Here is a 23947-nt window from a genome sequence, read left to right on the forward strand (position 1 = left end):
GCGGTTCGGACATCGGAGAAGCCCTTGACCAGAACGATCCAGATGCTAACAAAAGCAAACGAAGGAAACGAAGATCAGGAAACAAGACCTTCGCTTCTCCGATCAGGCTCACTGACCTGTCCCCATCGCAGCAGGGATTCTACGTGTTCGATCCGTTTGTGAAGGTGTCCATTCACAGCATGTGCCATGCTTTCTGCCATTACCTGGCTCGTGGCGATCGGTTGTGTTTCAGGCCGCGGCTTCCAGGTGCGCTTCCCCAATGTTTGAAAAGTTGTCGCAGCCAATTAAGTCGGCTCGCTGCTACCGCAGGATCACGACGCGGTAGAAGCGCGTCGGACGCTGATCGAATCGCGCGGGATCTGTAACCACCACTTCCCGCGGTCCATCGCTGATGGACACGTTCTCCAAAAGCGTCCACGCCGGCGGCGCGATCCCATCTGAATATTCCACGCGATAGCTCCTCCCAGGTTGAGCCGCGAAGCGGATGCCGGCTGCTCCTCCGCTGAACGCCGCCGCATCAACTCGGAAACGGCTGAAAGCATCGCGTGGATTGGTGCCGCTCAGGAACTCCGAGAAATTGCTCATGCCGTCCTGATCCGCGTCGGCTGTCGCATCTGCCGCCGACGTGGGGTCGAAGCCGTTGAGGGCTTCCCAGACGTTGTCCATGCCGTCCCGGTCCGCATCGCCGGGCAGAATGCGGTTCGGCGCGGCGGGCGTCGGCGAACCGGGAAAGCGCACGGTCTGCGAAGCGCCGTCGGGATATCGCCCCTCAGAGACGCCATCCAATTGAACGACGAAATCGATGCTGTCGATGATTTGCGCGCTCGGATTGAGCAGGCGGATCGTCTCGCCAAAACGGTCGAGTTGAAAGGCGGTGTAAGCCGGACCACGATTTCGCGTGCCGTCGGTACTGAAGCGCACGAAGGCCTTCGCATCGATGAACGTGAGTGAAGGCAGCCGGTTGTTGGTCGCGCCTCGCAGCGATGGATCATCCGTCAGCACCCAGCGTTCGAGGCTGACGGGCAAGGCGGCGGGATTGTACACCTCGACGAAGTCATTGGTTCCGCCGCCGCCGGCCAGCCATTCATTCAGCCGCAATTCGTTTCCCGAATCGAGCGCCGCCGGCTGCGCGTTGGCCTGACCGGGCGTAGGCGCGGAGAGCAAAACCCATTGCTGGCTCACGCGCCCCACGGAGCGATCGGCGACTTGCAGGCCGTACTCAATGCGATCGACGACGCGGTCAAGTGAGTCGCGGATGCTCAGCACGGCGCCGTCGTCGTTGAGCGGCGCGGGGAAGGAATGCGCATTGGGCGGCACAGTGAAGCGGGCGGGCGCGGGTCCGAAATAAACTATCATTCGTTCACCGGCTCGCATCTGTGCTTCGGGGCGCAGCGCCCATCGAACAAGGGGTCCCGCCGGGGACTCGGCGCCAAGCGAGAATCCAGCCAGAGCCATCGATCCTCCGGAAACATTCTCGAGCTCCACCCAATCCGGTCCGGTCGAGGAACGGGCGAGGAATTCAGAAATGCGCAGCCGTGTTCCCAATTCCGCCAGATAATTGCTCGCGCCGCGCGTGGCGCTGAATTGGAGCGGCTGAAACGTTCCCGTGCCATCGGGCAGCCGGCCAAAGGTAATGCCAGTCGCCTGCGCGCCATACGTGACCCGATCCAACTCCTGGCCGTTCGGAGCGAGCAAGGCGATCAGGCCGGCGGATGCAGGCAACTTCAGCTCCAAATGATCCGGTCCGGAGTTTTCATCGGCGCGAAACACCGCAAAGCCGCCCGCCCCGATGAACACCGGCGAAGCGATGCGGGCCAACGCATTGCTGGTGACAATCGCGCAGCCTTGCAGCGCGACCGGGAGCGAACTCGAATTATGAAGTTCGATCCAGTCGTCCCCGCCGTCCGGGTTCGCCAGGAATTCGTTGATCTTCAGTCCGCTCAAACCGCCGAGCGCCACCGGTTCGTTGGGGCCCGCGGGCGTCGGTTCACACAAGGTCAAACGACCATTCACGATGCCGGCGGTGTAGCCATCGGGCACGGCGCCGTACCAGACGACATCGACGCGATTCGTTGCGCCGTCAAAGAGCGCGACCGTCTCGCCGTCGCGGTTCAAACCGAACGAAGCTTTAAGAGGACCGCCTGAAGCGCCCTGGTTGCAGTCGATCCGCAGATAGTCGCCTGCGGCGATAGAGGCGCCTGCCGGGAACACGTATTGCCGCGGATCGGAGTTATCGGTGAGCGACCAGCCGCCGATTTGCACGGCCGTGGCTCCGGGATTGTGCAGTTCGAGCCAATCGCGGTCGGTGCCCGGCTGAAGTTCGTTGATCTGGATCCGCGGCGGCGCGGCCAGCGCATTCGCGTCGCCCGGCGAACCGCCTGGAGCACTGGCTTTCCAATTGGACGGATCATCCGGTTCGCGTTGCGCATCGACCACTTCAATCGAAGCGCCAGTGCCATCCGCGACCACCGGCCAGGGATGCGCGTCGCGAAACTCCACCGCCGTGATAGTCCGGCCCGAAAGGTCGCGCAGCACGATGCGCTCGCCTCCGTTGTCCAGGGAACCGGAGAACCAGCCCGCGACGCTCAGGCCCGGATAGCGGCGTTGAAAGTCCGCAGGCCGGGCGTCGTTGGCGAGAACCAGTCTCCCGCCCGGCTTCAGTTCGGGGAACGGCGTGGGAAACCTAAATCCGATTCCGCCAAAACTGCACCCGCTCAAATCGACCGCCAGGCCGCCCGTATTCTCCAGTTCGAGATATTCGTAGGCGTCGCCGCCCGGGGGATTGTACATGACTTCGGTGATCCGAACCGGATTGCCGGGCTGGGTGCTTTCGAACTCGAGATCGAGGACCGCGCTCCAGTTCGTGCCGGCCAGTGAGCGCGCCAGCAGATGGAGCGGGCCGGTTACGGTGATCGGCGCGCGGTATTCCATGGCCGCGTCGCTGGCCACGCTCGTGAAGGGCATACGCGGATCAATGCCGTTCGTCGTGTAGAGGATCGCTCCATCGAGATTCTTGAGTGCAAGTTGATAGCCGGCCGGAACGCGTCCGCCAAATTGACTCGCGACCGGCGCATTGGATGAAGCGAGGAATCCGGCCTTGATGAACATGTTGGTCAGATATCGCCTTCGGCCCGTGATCCAGGTCCCGATCACATCGCTGAAGCCGGAGATCGAGTTGGTCACCTGAGCTTTCATTCCATTGTAGTGGGCGCGAATCCTGGCGTCCGTCAGTGGTCCGTCATTGTAGAAGGCGCGATGGATCCGATCCGCAAAGAGCAGTTTGAACTCCGGCGATTTCTTCAGCGAGTTGAACATCGCCTGGTAATCCGTCGTGCCCCACGGCGGGCTCAAAGTGGACAGCGTGGTCGCAATGGTATCATAGCTCACGGAATGAGCGGTGAAAGCGAACTCGGCGTCCCAGGGATAAAACCGGAACTTCGAGCCCGGTTTCCTTTCGCGGGCCGCGCGAGTGTTGTTGTGCGGCCAATCGTCGTTGTCCGCCCAGATCAGCGGCAGCAGATAGTCGATGAAATTCGCCAGGTCCATCCGCGTCGCCACATCCAGGTAGTTGGAGCGAATCGTCAGATCTGGAAAGCGGACCGCGGTGCGCAACTGGCTCCAGGCCGCGGTGTCGCCACGGATCGCGGCGTTGCTGGGTCCGAGCACGTCCCAGAGTTTGCCCCCGCCATGGTACGCCTGGAGAAAATCGTCATCTACGCGTTCGGTAGGGTTGTACAGCCCCTTATAGACGCCGTTCAGGAAGAGATGGACGAACGTGCCGTGGCACGCCGCAAGCCCGACGTCCAGGCTCAACGCGCGGATGAATTCGTCTTTGATGAACGGATTCGAGTGATCGTTCATCCCGGCGCGAACGTGAAGGGTGTTGAACGATTCTAACGTCGAAGTAGGAAAGACCGGATAGTTCAATCGACCGGGGCCATAATCGCCGCGAAAATAAAGGCGATAGGAATACTTGGTTTGCGGCAGACTGCTGCCGCGGTAGGTGTAGAGGCCGCGGATATAATCGCCGCCCGCCACGCGAATGCCCGCGTCGAGCTGGAATCCGCCGTTGTCCTCTGGGCGAATCCATTCGACGGAGACGGGCCGTTCCCAGGCCGCGCCGTGCTTGGTCGTGTTGCGCGGATTAAACTCCATGATCCCGGTGCGGCCATACAGGTTATTGGTCGCGGTGACGAGAGACAGCACGGGCAGGAGCCGTCGGTTGGCCGCCTGGTTCATCAAGTAAGTGTGGGTCCGCACGCGCGAGGGAAGTTGGTCGGAGGCGAAGGCCGCCGCGCGAACGATGCGGGTGGTCGTGATCTGAATCGGCGAAACATACACCACGCCGTTGGTGGGCGCGGGCGGGCTGCCATCGAGCGTATATTTAATCTCGGCGCCCGGCGTGCGGCTGGCCAGGCTGAGATTGAACGGAGCGCTGAAAAAGCCGCGTTCCACGCTGAAGTGGACTTCATCCACTTTGCCCGTGACGGTACTCACGCCATTTGCCACGCCGGGCGTCGCCACGGCAAAGTAGCTCCAGGCTTCGGCGGTTGTGCCGGCCTGACGTCCATAGGAATGATTCGGGGATTGCTCCGGATACGTCAGTTCATCCACGACCGCTCTGGGCAACTCCGCGCCGAAAAGCTGGAGCGTATCGCCGTTGGGGTTCAATTTGAAATTCGTGTGGAACCGCTGACCTGGCGCAGGCTCGCGGCGATCCTTGCCTGAAGCCCAGACCACCAGAAACCCGCCGGCGGGGATGGTCGTCGGTGGAAACACCCATTGGCCTTCCTCTTCGCGATCCACGCTGAGCGACCAACCGCCGATATTGACCGGTTGCGCACCGCGATTGTGCAACTCAATCCAGTCCTCCGGATCTTTCTCCTCGTCCGTGATACCGGTCTGGTTTTCGGCCATGATTTCGCTGATGACAACGCCGGCGGCGGGCAACACCGGATTGATGCGGTATTTCCAGGAAAAGCCCGTGAACGCGACCGACACCGCGTCGTCTGACACAATTCCGTGGTTCGGACTCCACGACAAAGTCACCTCGCCCGCCGGCGCTGAGGCAAACATAAACCGATACGGCCCTGCGCCGACGCCGGCGACGTTCGTGGCGCGAACTCCGTTGAGAAGCAGGTCCCTGGCATCGATGCCATCGACCGGGAGGGTGAAACTGATCTCCACTTCGCCCAGCCTGCGCAAAGTGGTTTCTGGAACGGGAAAGATATGGGTCAACGCGGGCCCGGCGGGATTGATCAACTGGTAAGCCCACCTCGAACCGGGAACACCGGCGTCGAAACGCTGCGGCGGATTGCCCAGGTCGGTAATGGAATGAAGCGCGCCCCAGGCAATGTCCACCGGCCCGAACGGCGGTTGCGGAAATGAGAAGGTGTAACTGGCCCCTCCGCCGGAGACGTTGGCCGAGGGAATCCCGTTGATCAGAAAGTCTCCCGCGCGAACCCCGGTCACCGGTTCGCTGAAGGTCACTGAGACAGACGTGAGTTCGTTGACGACCCCCGGCTCCGGAACGACCCCGGTGATCGTCGGCGGCACCGGCACGCTCTCGGTCGAAGTCAATTCCGCGTCGAAAACCAGATCGGAACTTGTAATCGCGCCATTGAGCACAAGCACCGCCAGCGTGTTCTCCCCCGCAACGAGGTACTTGGACGGAGCGGGCAGATCGAAGGCCGCCTCGAAAGGTTCAATCGAAGTCGTGGCCACGCTCGTCCGCGTCAACCCGGCGTCGCTGGCCGGCGCGTTGGTGGACGCGACGCGGACCCCGTTGATCCAGGCGATGAACCCGTCATCGACCACCGTCCGAAGCTGCAAACTGGCGAGGGCCGTGGGGTCGGGGACGTTGAAGGATTTTCGGAGGTAGAGCGTCGTGTAACTGCCCTGCATGCCCGTCAGGTCCGTGCCACGAAAGGACGGTTCGCCGTAGGCGAACGGCGCGTTGCCTTGGGTCCACGTAGAATCGGCGAAAGCGCGCTGGCGCCAGGCAGAAGTGTTGCCCGGAGACGGATCCGCCGTGCCCCGAAAATATTTCCAGGGCGCGCCCAACGGGAAAAGGGTATCCGCGTTTGCGGGTGCGAGGGGGAGGAAAAACAAGGTGATCGCGGTGACGCGCCCGATGGCAGCAGGTAAGAGCGGCATAAGTCGGCGGGATTTGAGCACGATTCCGGAAGTCACTCATTCTGAGCCGCCTCCTTGCCCTTCTTGCTTTCGGCAATGATCTTTTGCTCCAGCTCGCGCGGCATCTCCTCGTAATGATCGAAATCTTCGGTGTGAAACGCGCGCCCGCCGGTGAGCGAACGCAACGTCGTGGAGTAATGATAAAGCTCCATCGCCGGCACATGCGCCTTGACAATCTGATAGGCTCCCACCGCGTCCATGCCCAAGATTTTTCCCCGGCGGCTGGAAAGATCGCCCATCACCTTGCCCATGCAATCCTCGGGCATCTTGATCTCGATCACGTGGATGGGTTCCAAAAGGCACGCTTTGGCTGCGGCGAACGCTTCCTTGAACGCGTAATAGCCGGCGGTCTGGAACGCCACGTCCTTGGAGTCCACCGGGTGCATTTTGCCATCGTAGAAATCAATCTTCACGTCCACCACCCGGTATCCGGCCAGAATGCCCTCGGTGCAGGCGCGCATGACGCCCTTTTCTACGGAGGGCACGAAGGCGCGGTCCACGTTCTGGCCCGTGAGAGTCTGAGTGAATTCGACGCCGGTGTTGCGCGGCTTCGGCTCAATGCGCATCCAGACTTCCGCGAACTGGCCGGCGCCGCCCGTCTGTTTCTTGTGACGGTATTTGGACTCGCCCTTGTTCTTGATCGTTTCACGGAACCGAATCTTCGGCGCCACCAATTCAATATCGACCTTGTAGCGCCGTTTCAGGCGGTCCGAAACCACTTGAAGATGCAACTCGCCCTGAGCCGAGATTACGGTCTGGTGCAGCTCGGAATCGACGTGATAGATGAACGTCGGATCTTCCTCGTGCAACGCGGACAAACCCTGCGCGATCTTGTCTTCGTCGCCTTTGGAGTTGAGCTTGAGCGCGGCATGGATGTTCGGCTTCGGATAAGTCACCTTGGGCAGGGAAACAAATTTCTTGGCCTCGCACAACGTGTCGCCGGTGTGTGTGTTTTTCAATTTGATGAAGGCGCCGATATCGCCGGCGGTCAAGTTGTTGACCATGGCGCGATTCTTCCCGTTCAGGATGTAAATCTGGCCGATTTTCTCCGACGCCTTGCGCGAGGTGTTGTACAGGTCCATCCCGAAGCGCACCGTGCCGGAGTAAGCCCGGACATAAGACAATTCGCCAAATTGCGCTTCGCTGATCGTTTTGAAGACATACACCACCGGGTCGGGATTCGTCAGCGAAATCTCCACCTCGGCGTCATTGATGTCGAGACCCTTGACCGTTTTGCGGTCCACGGGTGAAGAACCGTATTTGGCAATGAAATCCATGAGGCGCGCGACGCCGACATTCGTTTCGGCGGCGGTGCAGAACAGGGGAATGAACGTCTGCTTCTGAACGGCTGTGTGCACCCCGGCACGCATTTCGTCTTCGGACAATCCGCCCTGGTCGAAAAATTTTTCCAGGAGCGCGTCATCGGATTCCGCGATGTGCTCGATGAGTTCCTGGTGGAGCTGCTTGACGCGCTCCTCCCATTTGCCGGTGGCGAGGGCCTCCTGGAATTTGCCGCTGCCGTCGGTCTGGTAGGTGATGATTTCGTTGCGCATCACGTCGAGCACCTGATTGAAGCCAGGGCCGGGATTGACGGGAAGGGTCATGGGAAAAACGCGGTCGCCAAACCGTTTTCGCGCTTGTTCGAGCACCATGTCGAAATTGGCGTTCTCTTTATCGACCGCATTGATGACGATCATTTTTGGGATGCCATTGGCGGTGGCAGATTCCCAGACTTGATCCGTGCCCACGAGCACGCCGTGATTGGCGTGGATCACCACGAGGGCGAAGTCCGCGACCCGGAGCGCGCCCAGGCTTTCGCTGATGAAATCGAGGTAGCCCGGCGTGTCGATGAAGTTGAATTTCTTCCCCTGCCACTCCAGATGCAGGAGCGAGGCATGGATGGAAATCTGCCGTTTGTGCTCGTCCTCGTGGTAGTCGGAGACCGTGCTGCCATTGGCGATGCTGCCGAGCCGGTTGATCACGCCCGCGCAGGCGAGCATGCACTCGCTGAGCATGGTCTTGCCCGCGGTGGCGTGTCCGATGATGGCGAAATTGCGAATGTCCGCAGAAGGGTACTCTTTCATAGGTCGTTAAGTGTGGCTCCTTGAACTAACCGGTTTTTCCAACGCGGCGCTGTTCCGCTCCTGATCTGACTCGTAATCCTGATCCTGATCTGACTCGTAGTCTCTAACTGGGAGGCAGGATTAAGAGCCTGTCTGAAAAATGGGTGGAACGGGCTACCAGCCCGTGTTTGGCGGCAACCTGCCGCCAAAAGGCCCGGCGGGCTGGTAGCCCGCCGCAACAGGCCGGTGGCCTGTTCCACCCAGAAGACGATTTTCAGACAGGCTCTAAGATGAAGATTAGGATTACGAGTGGGAGTCTGCGAGACGGCTTGCCGTACCCTCTCCCCTCGCCTGCGAGAGGAGAGGGTTAAGTGGGGGGCGGTATCGCTCGCTTCCGATTCTGCCGAGGCGAATGTCGTCGCGTATGGTGATGCGATGGTCATGACCTGGGGGTCGGGCGAAATGTACGATGGAGACACTTTCTTCCGCAAGAACGAAGAACGAGGTCCCAGCAATCACAGTTTGACTTCGGTAGGACGAACCTGTCCCAGCGAGCCGCCTCCAAGGTGGTCCGGTGTTCCCAATACGTCGGACACGGCTCGCCGGGATGGACTCGTCCTGCCGTGGAAAACATTCGACGTCATGGAAGCAGTCCGGCTGAGCCGAACGATTTCCGTTTTCAGGATGGGTCCCTCTGGAACATGCGCCGCCACGGCGGCGAATGGAACGGATTATCCGGCTTTGCCGGGCTCGGCGACGATTCCGGCCGGCGCCCGTTCCGTTCGCATCCGCGTGATCCCCATTGACGACACCGCGGTGGAGCCTCCGGAAACCGTCATTCTGACGCTGCAAAGCGATCCCGGCTACGCGATTGGCGGAGTCGGCAGCGCCGCCGTGACCATCCTCGACAACGACGTGGGCTTGCCCTTCCCATAACTCTCAGAGTGTGTTTGAAAGATTGTGGCAGCCGACATGAGGAGGCTCATTTCCTCCTGATTGTTGAGGAAATCAGAGCCTCGTTACCTGGGCTGCTACAGCAAACGGCGTTTTCTACTAGCGGGCATGCGCCGCGGCGAGCGCCGCCACGGCCCAGCTTGTAGCGCAGACGGAGATGAACTGGTCCCTGTCGTGCGGGAAACCGGCGTCGAAGAACGTTTGCACCGGTTTGGATCGTGTCTTCACGTGCCACGTGCCGTCCTCCAATTGCGTATCGAGCAGGAACCGAACGCCGCGCTGATAGACGGAGTGATCGACCGGCATTCCCGTTTCGCGCAACACGAACAAGGTCTGTCCTGTGGCGTAGGCGTCGCTCTTCATCTCGGCGAGCTGCGCCCACCCGCCGTCGGGCTGCTGGCCTTCTTGCACCGCGACGCGCGCCGTTTCGATCTGCTCGCGGTCTGCACCCAGCAAGTGCAAGCCCCAGAACCGCGAATTCCGATCTTCCTGAGTCTTGGGGCGGTTTTCGACAAGCCACCGCTTGGCTTTGGCAACGGCTCCTTCTGCGGCGGAGGCGTCGCTCGTCGAAAGGAATCTTTGCATGTAATAAGCCACAATTGTCGTGGCGGTGAAGGCCGAGTCCTCCAAAGGCGGGCGGACGGTGTTGCTCCAGAAGCGGCCATCCTCCGCTTGCGTTTTCAGGAGATACGCGATCATGGCCGCGGTCGTGTCGTCGCGGTCCCAATTCGCCAGGTGCAACGCCCAGAGACCGTAACCGACGGTCATGGATTTGCCGCCGATGCCGGTCCCGTCCCTGAGATCGCCGGCGCGGGAGCGGAAAGACTCATGCGTAAAGCGGGCTTGCGCTCGGAAAAGATTCTCGTCGATTTTGAATCCATGCTGGCGCGCGATCACCATGGCTTGCATGGGGAGGGTTTGATGGTGGCACGAAAAACAGGCGCGCTTTTCCGAGTAAATGGCGGCGCTTTTCTCCAAAGTCCGCAAACCGGCTTCGACAGCCTTGCCAATCTGCGGCTGTTCAGCGGCCGAATCCCCGGCCCGCGAGGCCGGCACGCCAGCCAGGAGCGCGAAGGCCAAGAATATCCGCCGGAGATCAGGTTCAAAGCCGCAGGTCGAGAGAATGGGTTTCATAGGAAGTGTTCAGTCACGGCTGATCGAATCTCGCGAAAGGAGCGCGGGCAGCCTGCCCGCGCTCTTCTCGAAACCTTCAGCAACACGCGGGCAAGCTGCCCGGGCTCCTGCTTGAACCAGCCGTATGTCGATCAACGGGTTCACGCCAGAATCTCGCTCACCACGCGCGCGCGGCTCACGGGCGAGTCCGTGAGCGTTTCTTCGCGGCCATGGTGCGGATAAGCCAGTTTGTCGTGGTCGAGGCCGAGCTGGTGAAGGATCGTGGCGTGGAGGTCCGGCACGCTCACCCGCTCCTCGACCGCCCGGTAACCCACCTCGTCGGTCGCGCCGTGAACCTGGCCCGCTTTGAATCCGCCGCCCGCCAGGAAAAGGCTGAACGCATTGCGATTGTGGTCGCGGCCCGTTCCATTTTGCGAGACGGGCAAACGCCCGAATTCACCGGCCCAGATCACAATGGTCGAGTCGAGCAATCCGCGCGCTTTGAGATCCTGGATCAGCGCCGCCGACGGCAGATCGGTCATGCGGCAGATTTCCTCGAGTTCTGTTTTGACGTTCTTGTGGCTGTCCCACGGCTGGAACTGCGGTTTTACCGGCGGGAAAATCTGAACGAACCGGACGCCGGCTTCGACCAGCCGCCGCGCCATCAGACAACGCAATCCGTAGCCTGCCGTCACTGGGTTATCGATGCCGTAAAACTTCCGGGTGGCCTCGGACTCGCGGGCCAGATCCAACGTTCCTTCCGCCGCCAACTGCATGCGGGCGGCGAGTTCGTAATTCTGGATGCGCGCTTCGAGTTCGGATTCGTAGGAGTATTGTGCGCGGTGCGCTTGATTCAGCTTCGCGAGCAGGTCGAGCTTGTCGCGCTGCACTTCTGAAGGAACCGGAACCGCGGGGTGCAAATTCAGGACGGGCGCGCCTTTGGTGCTGACTTCGGTGCCGCGATACCGGGCGGGCAGCCAGCCGTTTTGCCAGAGCAGCGTGCCGCTCGTGTTGTAGCCATCGGGATCCCGCAGGACGATATAGGCTGGCAGATTCTGGTTCTCGGTGCCGAGCGCATAGCTGATCCAGGAGCCGAGCGCGGGCCGTCCGGGAAAGATCTTGCCCGTGTTGAACATCACGAGCGCTTCGGTGTGATTGTTGTGTTCGGTGTGCATCGAGCGCACCAGCGTGATGTCATCCGCCAGCGCGCCAATGTGAGGAATCACTTCGGAAAGCTCCATCCCGCACTGGCCTTGGCGGTGGAAAGCGAACGGTGTCCCCATCAATTTGTTCGCCTCGCTCCCTTTCTGGAACATTTCGACTTTGACGCTGTGGACCTTGCCGTCGTGCTGTTTCAGGTCCGGTTTCGGATCGAACAAATCCATCTGGCTGGGCCCGCCGTTCTGCATCAGCAGGATGACCGCGTTGGCCCTGGCCGGGAAATGCGGGCGCAAACGCCGCGGGTCCGGGCCGTGGGCTGGCGAAACCGATGAGGCTTGCGCGTGTAGAAGGAATCTCAACGCCAGCGCGCCGAACCCCAGGCTTGAGACCTGGAGCATTTGCCGGCGCGACAGGCCGGCGTGAAGGAATGGAGGCGTTCTTTGCATAATCGACCAAGTCTATTCGGACGCGCCAGAATTCGCCGGCATTTTCCAAGCCTGCTGACGTCGGAGCAGGCTAAAGCTCTGAAGGTCGCGTTCCCGGCGCCGCGAAGCGGGGCGCGAGGCAGCGCTCACTTTCCATCGACAACCTGCACGTCAGCGGCCTTCTTTAGCTTCTCGACGTAGGCCGGCAGGTCTTTTTCGACTTCCTGTTTGAGCAATCCTTGCTTGATCCGTTCCACGACGCGCGAAAACTCCATCGTCCGGGTCGGAATCCGTTCCAGCGCTTTGATGATGTGGTAACCGTAACGCGTCGTGACCAGGTCGCTGGTCTGATTGGGCGCCAGCGAAAACGCCGCCGCTTCGAATTCAGGCACGACAGAGCGAGAGCGATCGTCCCGCGCGCGGGCGATGGTGTATTCTCCGCCCCGGTCCTTCGAGGGGGTGTCTTCGGAGAATTCCTTGACCAGCGTGGCGAAATCATCCCCTTTCTTGGCGCGATCCAGGATTTTCTCGGCGAGACGGCGCTTATCCAGTTTCTGGTCCGCAGGCAAATCCTGTCCGGTCTTTGGGTCCTGCGTGGAAAACAAAATGTGGCTGACGCGAGCCAGTTCCGGTTCTTGAAACAACTCCGGACTCTTGTCGTAGAACTCGCGCGCCTGGGATTCTGTGACCACTTTCTTCGCCCGGATCTCGCGGTCGATGACGGACTCCACGATCGCCTGTTCGAGCATTTGCGCGCGGTATTGTTCGGGGGTCATTCCCACAGCGAGGAGTTGGCGGTTGAAGGACTCTTCCGACGGCGCTTGCTTCTTCTGCGCGGCCACGAGCTCTTCGACGAGCCCTTTGGCTTTGGTCCGGTCTGCCTCTGTGGCACGGCTCAACACCAGTTGCGTCGTGACGAGTTTGTCCAGAATGTCGGCCTCGATTTTCTTGCGCATCGCATCGGGAACCAGCTTCCCGGCGGCCGCCTGGGTCGCTTTGAACGCCACGTACAAATCGTCCACCTGGCTTTGCCGCACTTCCACGCCCTTTCCTTTGGCGAGAATCCGGTCCGCAAAGAGGTTGGTGGCGGAAACGGAGAACAGAGGTTTGGGGGGAGCCTGAGGGGCGGGATCCGCGGCCTGGACGGAGGAGAAGCTTTCAGCCAGCACGAGTGCCGCCAAAAGGACCGTCGCACATTTCTGGGAAGCTCCCACGGCCAGCAAGCCGTACGCGCTGGCCATGAACTGGTAAGGACGCGTTTCACCGCGTCCCTGAAATGGTCTTTCCGGTCGCAGAGTAAAGTCAGGGAAGGAGTGGAATCCGTTCCTACCGGGTTCATGGGAAGCTTCCACGGCCTCCCACCCGCGCGCACGGGCCTTGAACCCATCGCGGTGCTGCTGCGCCGCCGCATCGACGGAAGACCGGCTGCGCGGCAACGCGGCCCTACCGTGTTCTTGGAAAGGAGTCATGTTCGATGCGATCAAAGTTTCACCACGCGCACGTTGCTGATATCGGCATCCCTCCGCACTTCCTCCAGCAACTCTTGCGGCGGAATGCTGTCCAGGTTCAAAACCGTCAGGGCTTGCCCGCCGACTTTTTCACGGCCCAGGCTCATGCTCGCGATGTTGACCTGATATTTGCCCATGAGCGTGCCGATGTATCCGACAATACCGGGCCGGTCTTTGTTCGTCATCAGGAACAGCACACCTGAAGGGACGATTTCCACCGGCTGGCTGTTCAACCGCACGATGCGCGGCTGGCTGTGCGAGCCGTAAAATGTTCCGCCCGCCGAAATCTTCTGGTCCCCCGAAAAGGCCGCCACGTGCAGCCATTCGCTGTAATCCGTTTCCTCGTTGGATTTGATTTCCTCCACGAGCAGGCCGAGCGACAGCGCCAGAGTCCGCACGTTCACCTGGTTGACGTCCTTTCCTCCGGCCGATTCCAGGAAACCTTTCAAGACCGAGCGCGTGATCGGGTCGCCCGGCAACGCCGTGGCTTTGCCTCCGTACGTGACGACGAGCCGGTCGTTCCGCTTCGGCGCCAGTTGCGCGAGCAGGCGTCCGAGCTTTTCGCCCAGGTGCAAATAGGGTCTCACCTGCGCGTAGGTCTTGGCATCGAGATTGGGGAGATTCACGGCGTTGCGCACGGCGCCGCTCAGCAGAAAATCCGTGATCGCCTCCGCCACTTCAATCCCAACGTTGTCCTGCGCTTCCTCGGTGCTCGCGCCGAGGTGAGGCGTCATGATCACCTGAGCCAGGTTGCGCAACGGAAAATCCTTGGGAGGCGGCTCGGCTTCGTAAACGTCCAGCGCCGCCCCTGCGACCTGGCCGCTTTGAATTGCCGCGCCCAAGTCCGTCTCGTTGATGATCCCGCCCCGCGCGCAATTCAGCACGCGGACGCCTTTCTTCATTTTCGCGAACGCCGCGGCGTCGATCATGCCTTTGGTCTCATCGGACATCGGCATGTGAACCGTGATGAAATCCGACCGGGCGTAAAGCTCATCCAGTTCGACCATTTCCACCTGCAAAGCTTTCGCGCGGGACAAAGCCAGATAAGGGTCGAAGGCGAGAACCCGCATGCCGAACGCCATGGCCCGGCGCGCGACTTCGCTTCCGATGCGGCCCATGCCCAGAATGCCCAGCGTCTTGTTGCACAGTTCGACGCCCTGGAACGCTTTTCGATTCCACTCGCCGGCCTTCATCGAGGCGTGCGCCTGGGGAATCTTTCGCGCCAACGCCATGAGCATGGAAAACGTCAGTTCCGCCGTCGAAATCGTGTTCCCGCCCGGCGTGTTCATGACCACGATCCCGCGCTGAGTCGCCGCTTCGACATCGACGTTATCGACGCCCACGCCGGCGCGCCCGACGACGCGGAGCTTCGGGGCCGCTTCCATCACTGTGCGTGTGATCTTGGTCTCGGAACGCACGACCATGGCGGCGACCTCCGCGACCCACGAAAGCAAGTCGGGTTCGAGCAGCCGCTTCGGCAGCACGTTCACTTCAAACTCAGAACGCTGCTGAAAATACGCGATCCCTTTCGGTGAAATCGGGTCGCAAATCAGAACCTTCATATCAAATGAGGTGCGGAGTGTAAGAAAAGCGACCGGCAGGGTCAAATCGCATTGCAGAGCGGGCGGCATGTGCGCGTGTCGGTTTTGCGTCGCCATTTGCGAGCGAAGTAGCGCAGGCTTTCGAGCCTGCGGGTTCACGGAGCTTTCCAGCTCCGTTTCGCGAGCTGCGCCCCCCGGGGACTGGAAAGTCCCCCAAACCGGCAGGCTGGAAAGCCTGCCCTACAAAATGAGACGCGCCCAGATGCGCCACGCCCTCGCTGATTGCAAGGCGCGGGAGGAGCCATTAGCATCGCGGCCTTGCAGCCGAACGATCAACCGAATTGCGCGTGAGCCCCTCGCCTCCCAGCACGCCCTCTGCCCTCACGCCCTGGTACCGCATCCTTTATGTCCAGGTGCTGATCGCGGTGCTCATCGGGATCCTGGTCGGGTTTGCGTTCCCGGAGTTCGGCAAATCGTTGAAGCCGCTGGGGGACGGATTCATCAAACTGGTCAAGATGTTGATCACGCCGCTCATCTTCTGCACGGTCGTTCATGGCGTGGCGTCGATGAGCGATTTGAAAAAACTGGGGCGCGTCGGGATCAAAGCGCTGGTTTATTTCGAGGTCGTCTCGACGTTGGCGCTGGTGATCGGCCTGGTGGTGGTGAACGTCCTCAAGCCGGGCGTCGGCTTCAATATCGATCCCGCGACTCTCGATCCGCAAATCGGCCGGGCCTACGCGCAAAAGGCGCACTCGATGGGGGTGGTTTCCTTTTTCCTCAATATCATTCCGAACACGCTGTTCGACGCTTTCGTAACGGGCGATCTGCTCCAGGCGCTGCTGGTCTCGGGCCTGACCGCGTTCGCGATCACCTTCATGGGCGAGCGCGGCAAGCCCGTGTTGCACGCCCTCGAGTATGCGTCGCAAATCCTTTTCGGAATCATGCGCATCGTCGTGGCGGTAGCTCCGCTCGGCGCGCTCGGGGCGATGGCGTTCACGATTGGCAGCTACGGACTGGGCGCCTTGAATCGGCTGGTGATGTTGATGGTCTGTTTTTACGCGACGGCGGCGCTCTTTGTTTTCATCGTCCTCGGAGCGATCGCCGCCGCGAGCGGATTCTCGATTTTGCGTTTTCTGGCTTACATCACCGAGGAACTGATGCTCGTGCTCGGCACCAGTTCTTCGGAAACCGCCTTGCCAGGGATGCTTCAAAAAATGCGGCGTCTCGGTTGCGCGGAATCGACCGTGGGACTGGTGATTCCAACGGGCTACAGCTTCAACCCGGACGGCACGAGCATCTACATGACGATGGCGGCAGTCTTTCTGGCGCAAGCCACCAACACGCCGCTCACGCTGGGGCAGCAGCTCACCTTGCTGTTCGTGGCGATGATTTCTTCCAAAGGCGCGAGCGGTGTGACCGGCGCGGGGTTCATCGCGCTCGCGGCGACGCTCGCGGTGATCCCTACGGTGCCGATCGCTTCGCTGGCGATCCTCGTCGGCATCGACCGATTCATGAGCGAATGCCGCGCGCTGGTGAACCTGATCGGCAATGGCGTCGCGACGGTCGCTATCAGCCGGTGGGAGCGGGAAGTGTCGGTGGAAACCTTGAACAAGAACTTGGCTGAATCGCACCCAGATGCTCAGCCTCATTCGTAGCGGCGAGCTGTTCGCGCCAAGGCGAGGCAAATGAAATTCGTGAAAGGCCTTCTCGTTCCGGTTTGCCTGATCGGCCTCAGCCTCTTCTTGAGTTGCCAGACTGCGCCGCGCACGGAAGGAACCAGATCGCCGAGCAAGCAGACTTCCCAGGAACCTGACGGTAGGGCGAGCCTGTCCCCAGCGAGCCGGTCCGGACGTGTTCCACGCACGGGCAGCGGCTCGCCGGGACGGACTCGCCCTACCCTGGACCGCGTCGCCGTTGCGCCGGATGCGCGGGGTTTCATGCTCGCAAAGTCACGCCGAGCCTTTCATCCCTGGGGCATGAACTACGGCAACGCGGGCCGTTTGATGGAAGATTTCTGGGATCGCGACTGGGACACGCTGGCTGGAGATTTCCGCGAGCTGAAGGCGCTCGGCGCAAATGTCGTGCGCGTCCACCTTCAGTTCGGAAAGTTCATGAAGGCAGCGGACCGTCCAGATGTCCATGCCTTGACGCAATTCCGCCGGCTGCTGCGGCTCGCGGAAAGCACGGGAATTTATCTCGATGTTACCGGGTTGGCGTGTTACCGGCCGAGCGATGTGCCGGCGTGGTTCGACGCGCTCGAAGAGACGGCGCGTTGGGCGGCGCAGGCGAAATTCTGGGAGGCGGCCGCCGAGATTGGGGCGTCGAGCCCGGCGGTGTTTTGCTACGATTTGATCAACGAACCGATTTCACCCGGCCAACGCCGCGAGCCGGGAAAATGGCGATCGGGCAGCTTGTTCGGCGGTTACGACTTCCTGCAATACATCGCGCTGGATCCCGGCGGCCGCACGCGTGAACACATCGCGAGTCAATGGATCGAACGCATGACCGCGGCGATTCGCAAACACGACCGGCAGGCCTTGATCACGGTCGGACTTCTCCCGTGGTCGCGGCAGTGGAAGCATCTGTCCGGTTTCGTGCCTGAAAGAACCGCTTCGCAACTGGATTTCATCAGCGTGCACATTTATCCGAACCGCGACCTTCCGGACGAGGCGATGGAATCGCTCCGCATCTGCAGCGCGGGCAAACCGGTCGTGATCGAGGAAACCTTCCCGCTTCAGTGCGACGTGGACCAACTGGAGAAATTCCTGCGCGCGTCCCGCGAGATCGCTTGCGGGTGGATCGGCCATTATGACGGCGACACCCCGGAGCAATTGGATGGATTGGAACGCGCGGGGAAGCTCGGCATTTCGCAAAGCATCTACCGCTCATGGATGAGAATGTTCGTTCGCCTCAAACCCGAGTTCGCCCCCGATCCATAAGGCGTGACTGTGCAATTCCGCGCCACCCAACGTCCATTGGTAAATGGTCCCACCGGATCTCCGGTTGATCATGGGAAAGGATTCGCCACTCACGCGCATCTGAACGCAATCAGGGTCCACGTCGAGGTGTTTGCGAACCAGATCGGCATCGCCGAGCGCCGAGGCCATAAAGATATCTGTTTTGCAGCCCCGGCGAACCAGGCAACGCACGACGTCTTGCCGATCCCGAATCATGTATTGCGCAGGTGTGGATTCGTGATCGACATCCAGAGCATCGATGTCCGCGCCGCGATCCAGCAGAAACTCGGCAATCTCAACGGTGCTGGCGAAGTGCAGCGGCGTCTGGCCGTCGCCGCCGCGGGCGTGGACCAGATCAGGATTCGTCGAGACGAGCTCGCGCAGAACGCGGCGGCGTCTCTCTCCAGGGCCTGCCGGCAGATTTCGATGGGGCTCATGCAACCGATTGATTCAAGGCCGGGCTGTGGCGCTCAGACTGGTTGGAGTGCTCGCGGGACTATTCGTCAAGCTGGCCTTCAGCCGGGCGGAGAAAGCGTGAGCACGGCGAATCGCTTCCGCGATGTCGCTGGCCGTGATCTGGAGTCCCAACTCAATCCGATCCTTTCGCGCGTCCCGGTCTCCCTGATCGCTGGCGAGGATCAACCATTTGTAAGCTTCCACCAGGTCTTTCGCCACGGCTTTGCCCTCGACATGCGAGCGGGCGAGATTGTATTGCGCGAAGGGATGGCCTTGCTCCGCCGCTTTGCGGAACCAGGCGATAGCTTCCTTCGCGTCTTGAGGCACGCCCTGGCCTCGGGCATACAGCACACCCAGATTCGATTGGGCGGAGATGTTCCCCTTGTCGGCGGCTTGGCGATACCAGTGCGCCGCTTGCGCGAAATCTTGTTCAACGCCGTTGCCGCTCGCGTAGAGTGCCGCCAGGTTGTAGGCGGCGTCGGAATGCCCTTGCTCCGCCGCTTTGCGCGCCCATTGGGCCGCCGACTTCATGTCCTGAGTCACTCCGAGGCCTGCGGCGCAAAGGCTCGCCAACTTGAATTGAGCTTCGGCCAATCCTTGCTCGGCGGCCTGGGCCAGCCAATGGGCCGCTTGAACGGCGTCGTTGGTCACACCGTTTCCAGTCAGGTACATCACGCCGAGATTGTGTTTCGCGCCCGGATTGCCGAGATCGGCGGCCTGCCGGAAAAATTTTGCGGCGTCCGCGGCATTCCTGGGAACGCCATCGCCCTGGAAATGGCGGACGCCTTCGTTGTACAGCCTCATCGATTCCGCGGAATTCAGCGCGGTTTCGCTGGGCGGCGGGTTCGTCTGTCGAAGTGGCGGCGATGGCGGCGAAGTGCTTTGCAGCGACCGGCCGAAACTGCCAACTTCGGAGGGAGCGTCGTTGGTGCTCGTTTGCCGACCGGAGTTAGCGCTCGAAAGAGCGACCGGAGTCGTGTGGGGCCGCTTATCGCAACTCGACAGGACGAACGGGCCGAGCACCAAGGCATAAAAGACAGACGATCTCGCAGTCCACGAGGCAACTTGTGATTTGGCCGGTCGCACGGGACGACACTAACCACTCGCGCCGATGGCTCAAGTCTTTGGTTAATGTCAAAGTGAAGTGAGAATTCCTTTCCGCGCGGGGACAGGACCACACCCTACAATCAAACGGCTCGGACGAGTTCGAATTGGCCAGCGTCGTTCAGCTTTGCCTGGACAGCGCGACGATGTAGCGGTGAATGCGCGCGGCTTCGTCCGTGAGCGAAAGCTGGGAGTAGATCTGGTGCAAGTTGGAGCAAACGCGAACCAGAATGCGCCGGGGACTCACTGGCGCCAGATAAGCCTCCTGGAATCCGTAGCTTGTGTGCAGGAGATACTTGATGCAATCGGCTTTAGTGAGCAGTTTGCCCCGGTTGAACGCATCGATGTACAGCTCGCCTGTGGAAGTGGATTGATAGCGCACGAGGAAGTGTCCCGGCATGCCGATGCCCACGACGGGCAAGCGAAGCCGCCGCGTGACAAACAGGTAAACGAGACAGAGGCTGATCGGATTGCCCGTGCGGCGATCCACCACGCGGTTCAGATAGCTGTTATCCGGGTCGTAATAATTCTCTTCATTGCCGCAATATTCCAACTCGGAGAACAAGAACCGGTTGATCGTGGCCAGAATCGCATCCGGCTCCGCGCCAAAATCAATCCGCTCCCTCAGGTCGCTGACGTAACTGTCAAACAAGGCCGCGTAGGCGGCGGTGTTGATTTCCGGGTATTGGGTCTGGGCCAGGAGCCACGCGCCTTCTTCCAAATCCAGGTCTTCGCCTTGTGTCACGCAAAAGGACAGGAAGCGGTTGTCGGTGACCTGGCTCTTGAGGTAATGAACGATCTCCTGCACGCGGCGCCGCAGCAGGGGATCGCTGCTCAACGTGTGCGGCCGCAGCCAGTCGTTGGCCGATTCGCCGAAAGACAGAATCTTGCTTCGGATAGCTTGATAGACAGCCGGGTCGTCGTCCGCGAGCAATTTCACCAACGCTGTCTTCTGGCTCTCCGACAAAGGCCGGGTCGAATCGCTGGTAGCAGAAGGAGCCATGCGGTTCACAGAACAGGAAAGCCTAAAGGGAAAGAAAACTCAAGGACGAAGCCAAGATGATCTGCGTTTCTTCCCATGAACCGGACGGTAGGGCGAGCCTGTCCCCAGCGAGCCGAGTCAGACGTGTTCCAGTCACGTCGAGCGGCTCGCCGGGACGGACTCGCCCTACCCGGTTCATGGGCGTAATGCGCGCACTGGTTCGAGGAAGTCTCATTTGGCGGTATGTAGTCCCGACGTTAGTCGGTTTTCTCCCGCCGGGCCGCCTAAAGGCGCCTAAAGGCGGGACTACATGCGGGCCGTTCAGAGCCACCGGTCCAAAGTGAGAATGGCGGCGCAATTACACTTGAGGTCGAGCGGCGGCTTGAGGCCGCCGGAGCAACTCGTGCCCTTCGGAGCGCGCGACAAAGGTGGCGGCGGTGAGGTCGCCGGCGACGTTGAGTGTCGTGCGGCACATGTCGAGGATGCGGTCCACGCCGAGGATGACGGCGATCAGCGCCGGGTTGACGTTGATCGTGGCGAGGACCAGAACGATGAACGGGATGGATCCCGAGGGCACACCCGCCGTTCCGATGCTTCCCAAAATTGCCAGGTACGCGACCATGATTTGTTGGCCCAGCGAGAGCTCGACCCCGGCCAGTTGCGCGAGAAAGAGCACCGTGATCCCTTCGTAAAGCGCCGTGCCGTTCTGATTCGCCGTCGCGCCGATGGTCAGCACGAAGCTGTTGATTTCGCGGGGCACACCCAGATTCTCCTCCGCCACACGCAAGGCGGTTGGAAGCGTCGCATTGGAAGACGAAGTGGAGAAGGCCGTCAACATGACCACCTTGATGCGCCGGAAGAACTCGAGGGGCGAAATTCGGGAAAGGAACCGAACGGCCAGCGAGTACGTGCCAAACATGTGCAGCGCCAGGCCCACGAGCACTGTCGCCACAAACCAGCCCAGCGCGTAGAGAAGTTCCAGGCCGAATCGAGCCGTGTTCGTGAAGAGCAGGCAGGCGACCGCGAACGGCGCGATCCGCATGATGAGATCGATCAGCTTTGACGAGATCGCGAAGAGCGCTTCGAGCGCGCGCACGAGCGGCGCGGATGTGGCCGTGGGGATCAGGGTGAGGGCAACACCGATCGCTAGCGAAAAAAACATCAAGTGGAGCATGTTGGGCGGGTCGCTCGCCACGGCGGCAATTGGATTGGCCGGGACAAATGTCTTCACGATTTGCAGAACCGCGGACTCGCCAGGGCCTGTTTTCTTCGCAGCCGAAACCTGCTGCGATGCATCGCCGCCATAACGGCTTTGCAGTTCGGCCGCCGTCGCCGGGCTCACTCGTTTGCCCGGTTGCACGGAATTCGCCAGAGCCAGACCGATCGCGACGGAGATCGCCGAAAGGACGAAACAGTAAGCGAACGATTTGACGCCGATTCGGCCCAGTTTGCGCACGTCACCGATTTGAGCAATGCCGACGACCAGCGACGAGAACACGAGCGGAATGACGGTCATGAGCAGCAGCCGCAGGAAAAGTTGGCCAACCGGCTCCGTAATTGAAGCGATGCACCACACGACGCCGGGATGGCTGCCGCCGAGGACGAGATTCGCGGCCAGGCCGAGAGTGACCCCGGCAAAAAGCCCGAACAGAATAGGCGTGTGCCGAGAGCGACTGGAGACTCCCAAAGCGACTTCTGGCTCTGGTGAAGATTCGGCGGCGGGCCCTGGCGCGCTGGGTTCTCTTTCGAGCATGCCGCAGACTACTGGCGCAATATCCGGCGCGTCAATTCTGCCCTGGCGCGCGGCATCGCCGCGCCAGCGCATCTGTCCGCCGCCTCCCGGCAGGGCGGAGCTACGGCTCCGCCTCGACTTGGAAGCGAGCGATTTCAAGGGGCGGCCTCAGGGCGGCGACGAAATTCGGCAGACCGGCAGGTCTGCCCTACCGCGTTTGGTGGAAAGGGCAAGATGCGCCTCCCTGCTGGTCAGCGCATCACTTCGGAGGCCAGGCGCAGGATTCGTTTGCCTGAACGCACGCCGACAATTGACATGAGCGGGGCAAGACGCAGGAAAGAAGCTTCAAAAGCCCAAGAAAACGGGCTGAAAATCGGAGAAATTCAGCAGGGCTTTGCCGGGATTCGCCTGTCCAGGCCGGGCCTCTCTGATTCTCCGAAAAGTCAGCGATCACGGAAGATACAACGGATCATTTACCGAAGCCCTTTGCTCCAGGAGGCAGGAGTTATTCACGCTGTTCACACAATATTCACCTGCGCTGTTTGAGTGCTGGCCCGCGTCGATCGGGGGCAGCCGCGGCCCGCGCCACCGAGTTTTTCACAAGTTGTTCCAGGTGTTTTTCACCGGTTATTGACGTTATTCGACCGGGTATCGAAGTCCCCACTGCGCCCGAATTGCATCCAGCGTGCGCAGGATCGAGAGGGTCTCATGAAGAGGCATGGTCGGACTTTCGAGTTTTCCCTCGCGAAGACACCGCATGACTTCGGCGGCTTCGTAGCAATAGCCGTTTCCCTCGAAGGGGAAATCAAGAGTTTTCTCCGATCCGACCCCAGCGCTGACGTTCAAGGTGATGGGTCGCGCGAAGGGCAGATTCAAACGGAACTGTTTTTCTCGCTGAACCCGGTGATGGCTCTGATCGATCACAAGGGACATCGATTTGGGGCGCCACCAAGGACTGTGAATTCGAATCTGGCCCGCGCTGCCCATGATCAAAGCTTCCTGCGGCATGTTCGTGCGCACGGCGCACCCGATCATGGCCAGTTCGCCTCCGGCGTGCTGCAAGAGCACCGCGGATTCCTCGTCCACCCCTGTTTTTCCTAAACGCGCCAGGCCCGTGATCTTCGTTGGCGACCCGAAAATCATGGACGCGAGTGAAATCGGATAGATGCCGACGTCGAGGAGTGCGCCTCCGCCATCAATGGGATTGAAGAGCCGGCTGGCCGGATCGAACTCGGCGCGAAATCCGAAATCGGCCATCAACATCCGCGGCTCACCGATGACTTTTTCTTGCAACATTTCGCGCAGCCTGACCATCAACGGGAAGAAACGCGTCCACATGGCCTCCATCAAAAACAGTTTGTTGAGGCGCGCGAGCTCCATGACCTCCTCGGCCTGGCGGGTGTTCACCGCGAATGGCTTTTCGCAGAGCACCGCTTTTCCCGCGGAGAGAGCAAGCTGGGCGTTCTCTTTGTGGCTGGAGTGCCTCGTGGCCACGTACACGACATCGACTTGAGGATCGTTCACCAGTTCAGCGTAGCTGGCGTAACGGTTCGGCGCGCCGCACTGTTGACCGAACGACTCAGCCCGTTCCGAAGAGCGCGATCCGACCGCGACGAGTTCGGCGCCCGGCGTCTGCTTCAACGCGGCGGCGAACTTCCGCGCAATTTGTCCGGCGCCCAGAATGCCCCAGCGTACCGAGGCGCTCATGCAAGTTGTCCCGTCGTTGCCGGAGTGCCTCCGCCCCGCCTGTCGGGAA

General features: G+C 60.9%; 15 protein-coding genes. 4 read left to right on the plus strand and 11 right to left on the minus strand.

Annotated elements, in window-relative coordinates; genetic code table 11:
- Positions 1-300 precede the first annotated feature (300 nt).
- Both FJ398_02295 and FJ398_02300 read right to left on the minus strand, forming a co-directional pair.
- Positions 301-6156 carry a hypothetical protein gene (locus FJ398_02295; GenBank protein ID MBM3836788.1) on the minus strand — a complete coding sequence of 1952 codons (5856 nt, stop codon included), beginning with the start codon at positions 6154-6156 and terminating at the stop codon, positions 301-303.
- 32 nt (positions 6157-6188) lie between these two features.
- Positions 6189-8279 (minus strand): elongation factor G, encoded by a 2091-nt coding sequence (locus FJ398_02300; GenBank protein MBM3836789.1) that lies wholly within the window; start codon positions 8277-8279, stop codon positions 6189-6191.
- 414 nt (positions 8280-8693) lie between these two features.
- Between FJ398_02300 and FJ398_02305 the strand changes: the two genes are divergently transcribed.
- Positions 8694-9194: a hypothetical protein gene (locus tag FJ398_02305; protein ID MBM3836790.1), complete on the plus strand. Its 501-nt coding sequence runs from the start codon at positions 8694-8696 to the stop codon at positions 9192-9194.
- A gap of 117 nt (positions 9195-9311) precedes the next feature.
- On the opposite strand, the gene FJ398_02310 is transcribed toward FJ398_02305, so the two are convergent.
- From FJ398_02310 to FJ398_02325, 4 genes are all read right to left on the minus strand, one after another.
- A complete protein-coding gene (locus tag FJ398_02310; GenBank protein MBM3836791.1) occupies positions 9312-10346 on the minus strand; it encodes a terpene cyclase/mutase family protein in 1035 nt (344 codons plus the stop codon).
- 140 nt (positions 10347-10486) lie between these two features.
- Positions 10487-11932 carry a DUF1501 domain-containing protein gene (locus FJ398_02315; protein ID MBM3836792.1) on the minus strand — a complete coding sequence of 482 codons (1446 nt, stop codon included), beginning with the start codon at positions 11930-11932 and terminating at the stop codon, positions 10487-10489.
- A gap of 125 nt (positions 11933-12057) precedes the next feature.
- Positions 12058-13380, minus strand: a complete 1323-nt coding sequence (locus FJ398_02320; protein ID MBM3836793.1) for a hypothetical protein — start codon at positions 13378-13380, stop codon at positions 12058-12060.
- An 11-nt stretch (positions 13381-13391) separates the two neighbouring features.
- A complete protein-coding gene (locus FJ398_02325; GenBank protein MBM3836794.1) occupies positions 13392-14972 on the minus strand; it encodes a phosphoglycerate dehydrogenase in 1581 nt (526 codons plus the stop codon).
- Between the two features lie 329 nt (positions 14973-15301).
- Here FJ398_02325 and FJ398_02330 point away from each other — a divergent pair, with 329 nt between their 5' ends.
- Both FJ398_02330 and FJ398_02335 read left to right on the plus strand, forming a co-directional pair.
- Positions 15302-16615, plus strand: a complete 1314-nt coding sequence (locus tag FJ398_02330; protein MBM3836795.1) for a dicarboxylate/amino acid:cation symporter — start codon at positions 15302-15304, stop codon at positions 16613-16615.
- Between the two features lie 30 nt (positions 16616-16645).
- On the plus strand, positions 16646-17899 hold the full coding sequence (locus FJ398_02335) for a hypothetical protein (protein ID MBM3836796.1): 1254 nt from the start codon (positions 16646-16648) through the stop codon (positions 17897-17899).
- Here FJ398_02335 and FJ398_02340 read toward each other — a convergent pair.
- The 3 genes from FJ398_02340 to FJ398_02350 all read right to left on the minus strand — a co-directional run bounded on the left by FJ398_02340 (position 17846) and on the right by FJ398_02350 (position 20480).
- Entirely contained in the window at positions 17846-18358 is a 513-nt protein-coding gene (locus FJ398_02340; protein ID MBM3836797.1) for a hypothetical protein, read from the minus strand. The two genes, FJ398_02335 and FJ398_02340, sit on opposite strands and share 54 nt — an antisense overlap.
- A 9-nt stretch (positions 18359-18367) precedes the next feature.
- On the minus strand, positions 18368-19177 hold the full coding sequence (locus FJ398_02345; protein MBM3836798.1) for a sel1 repeat family protein: 810 nt from the start codon (positions 19175-19177) through the stop codon (positions 18368-18370).
- Between the two features lie 421 nt (positions 19178-19598).
- Positions 19599-20480: a hypothetical protein gene (locus FJ398_02350; protein MBM3836799.1), complete on the minus strand. Its 882-nt coding sequence runs from the start codon at positions 20478-20480 to the stop codon at positions 19599-19601.
- Between the two features lie 56 nt (positions 20481-20536).
- Between FJ398_02350 and FJ398_02355 the strand changes: the two genes are divergently transcribed.
- Positions 20537-20803: a hypothetical protein gene (locus FJ398_02355; protein ID MBM3836800.1), complete on the plus strand. Its 267-nt coding sequence runs from the start codon at positions 20537-20539 to the stop codon at positions 20801-20803.
- Between the two features lie 14 nt (positions 20804-20817).
- On the opposite strand, the gene FJ398_02360 is transcribed toward FJ398_02355, so the two are convergent.
- On the minus strand, positions 20818-22212 hold the full coding sequence (locus FJ398_02360; GenBank protein MBM3836801.1) for a dicarboxylate/amino acid:cation symporter: 1395 nt from the start codon (positions 22210-22212) through the stop codon (positions 20818-20820).
- Positions 22213-22827: 615 nt separating this feature from the next.
- Positions 22828-23898 (minus strand): Gfo/Idh/MocA family oxidoreductase, encoded by a 1071-nt coding sequence (locus tag FJ398_02365; protein MBM3836802.1) that lies wholly within the window; start codon positions 23896-23898, stop codon positions 22828-22830.
- Between the last annotated feature and the right edge of the window lie 49 nt (positions 23899-23947).

The organism is Verrucomicrobiota bacterium (assembly GCA_016871535.1).
In the GTDB taxonomy this organism is placed as follows: Bacteria; Verrucomicrobiota; Verrucomicrobiia; order Limisphaerales; family SIBE01; genus VHCZ01.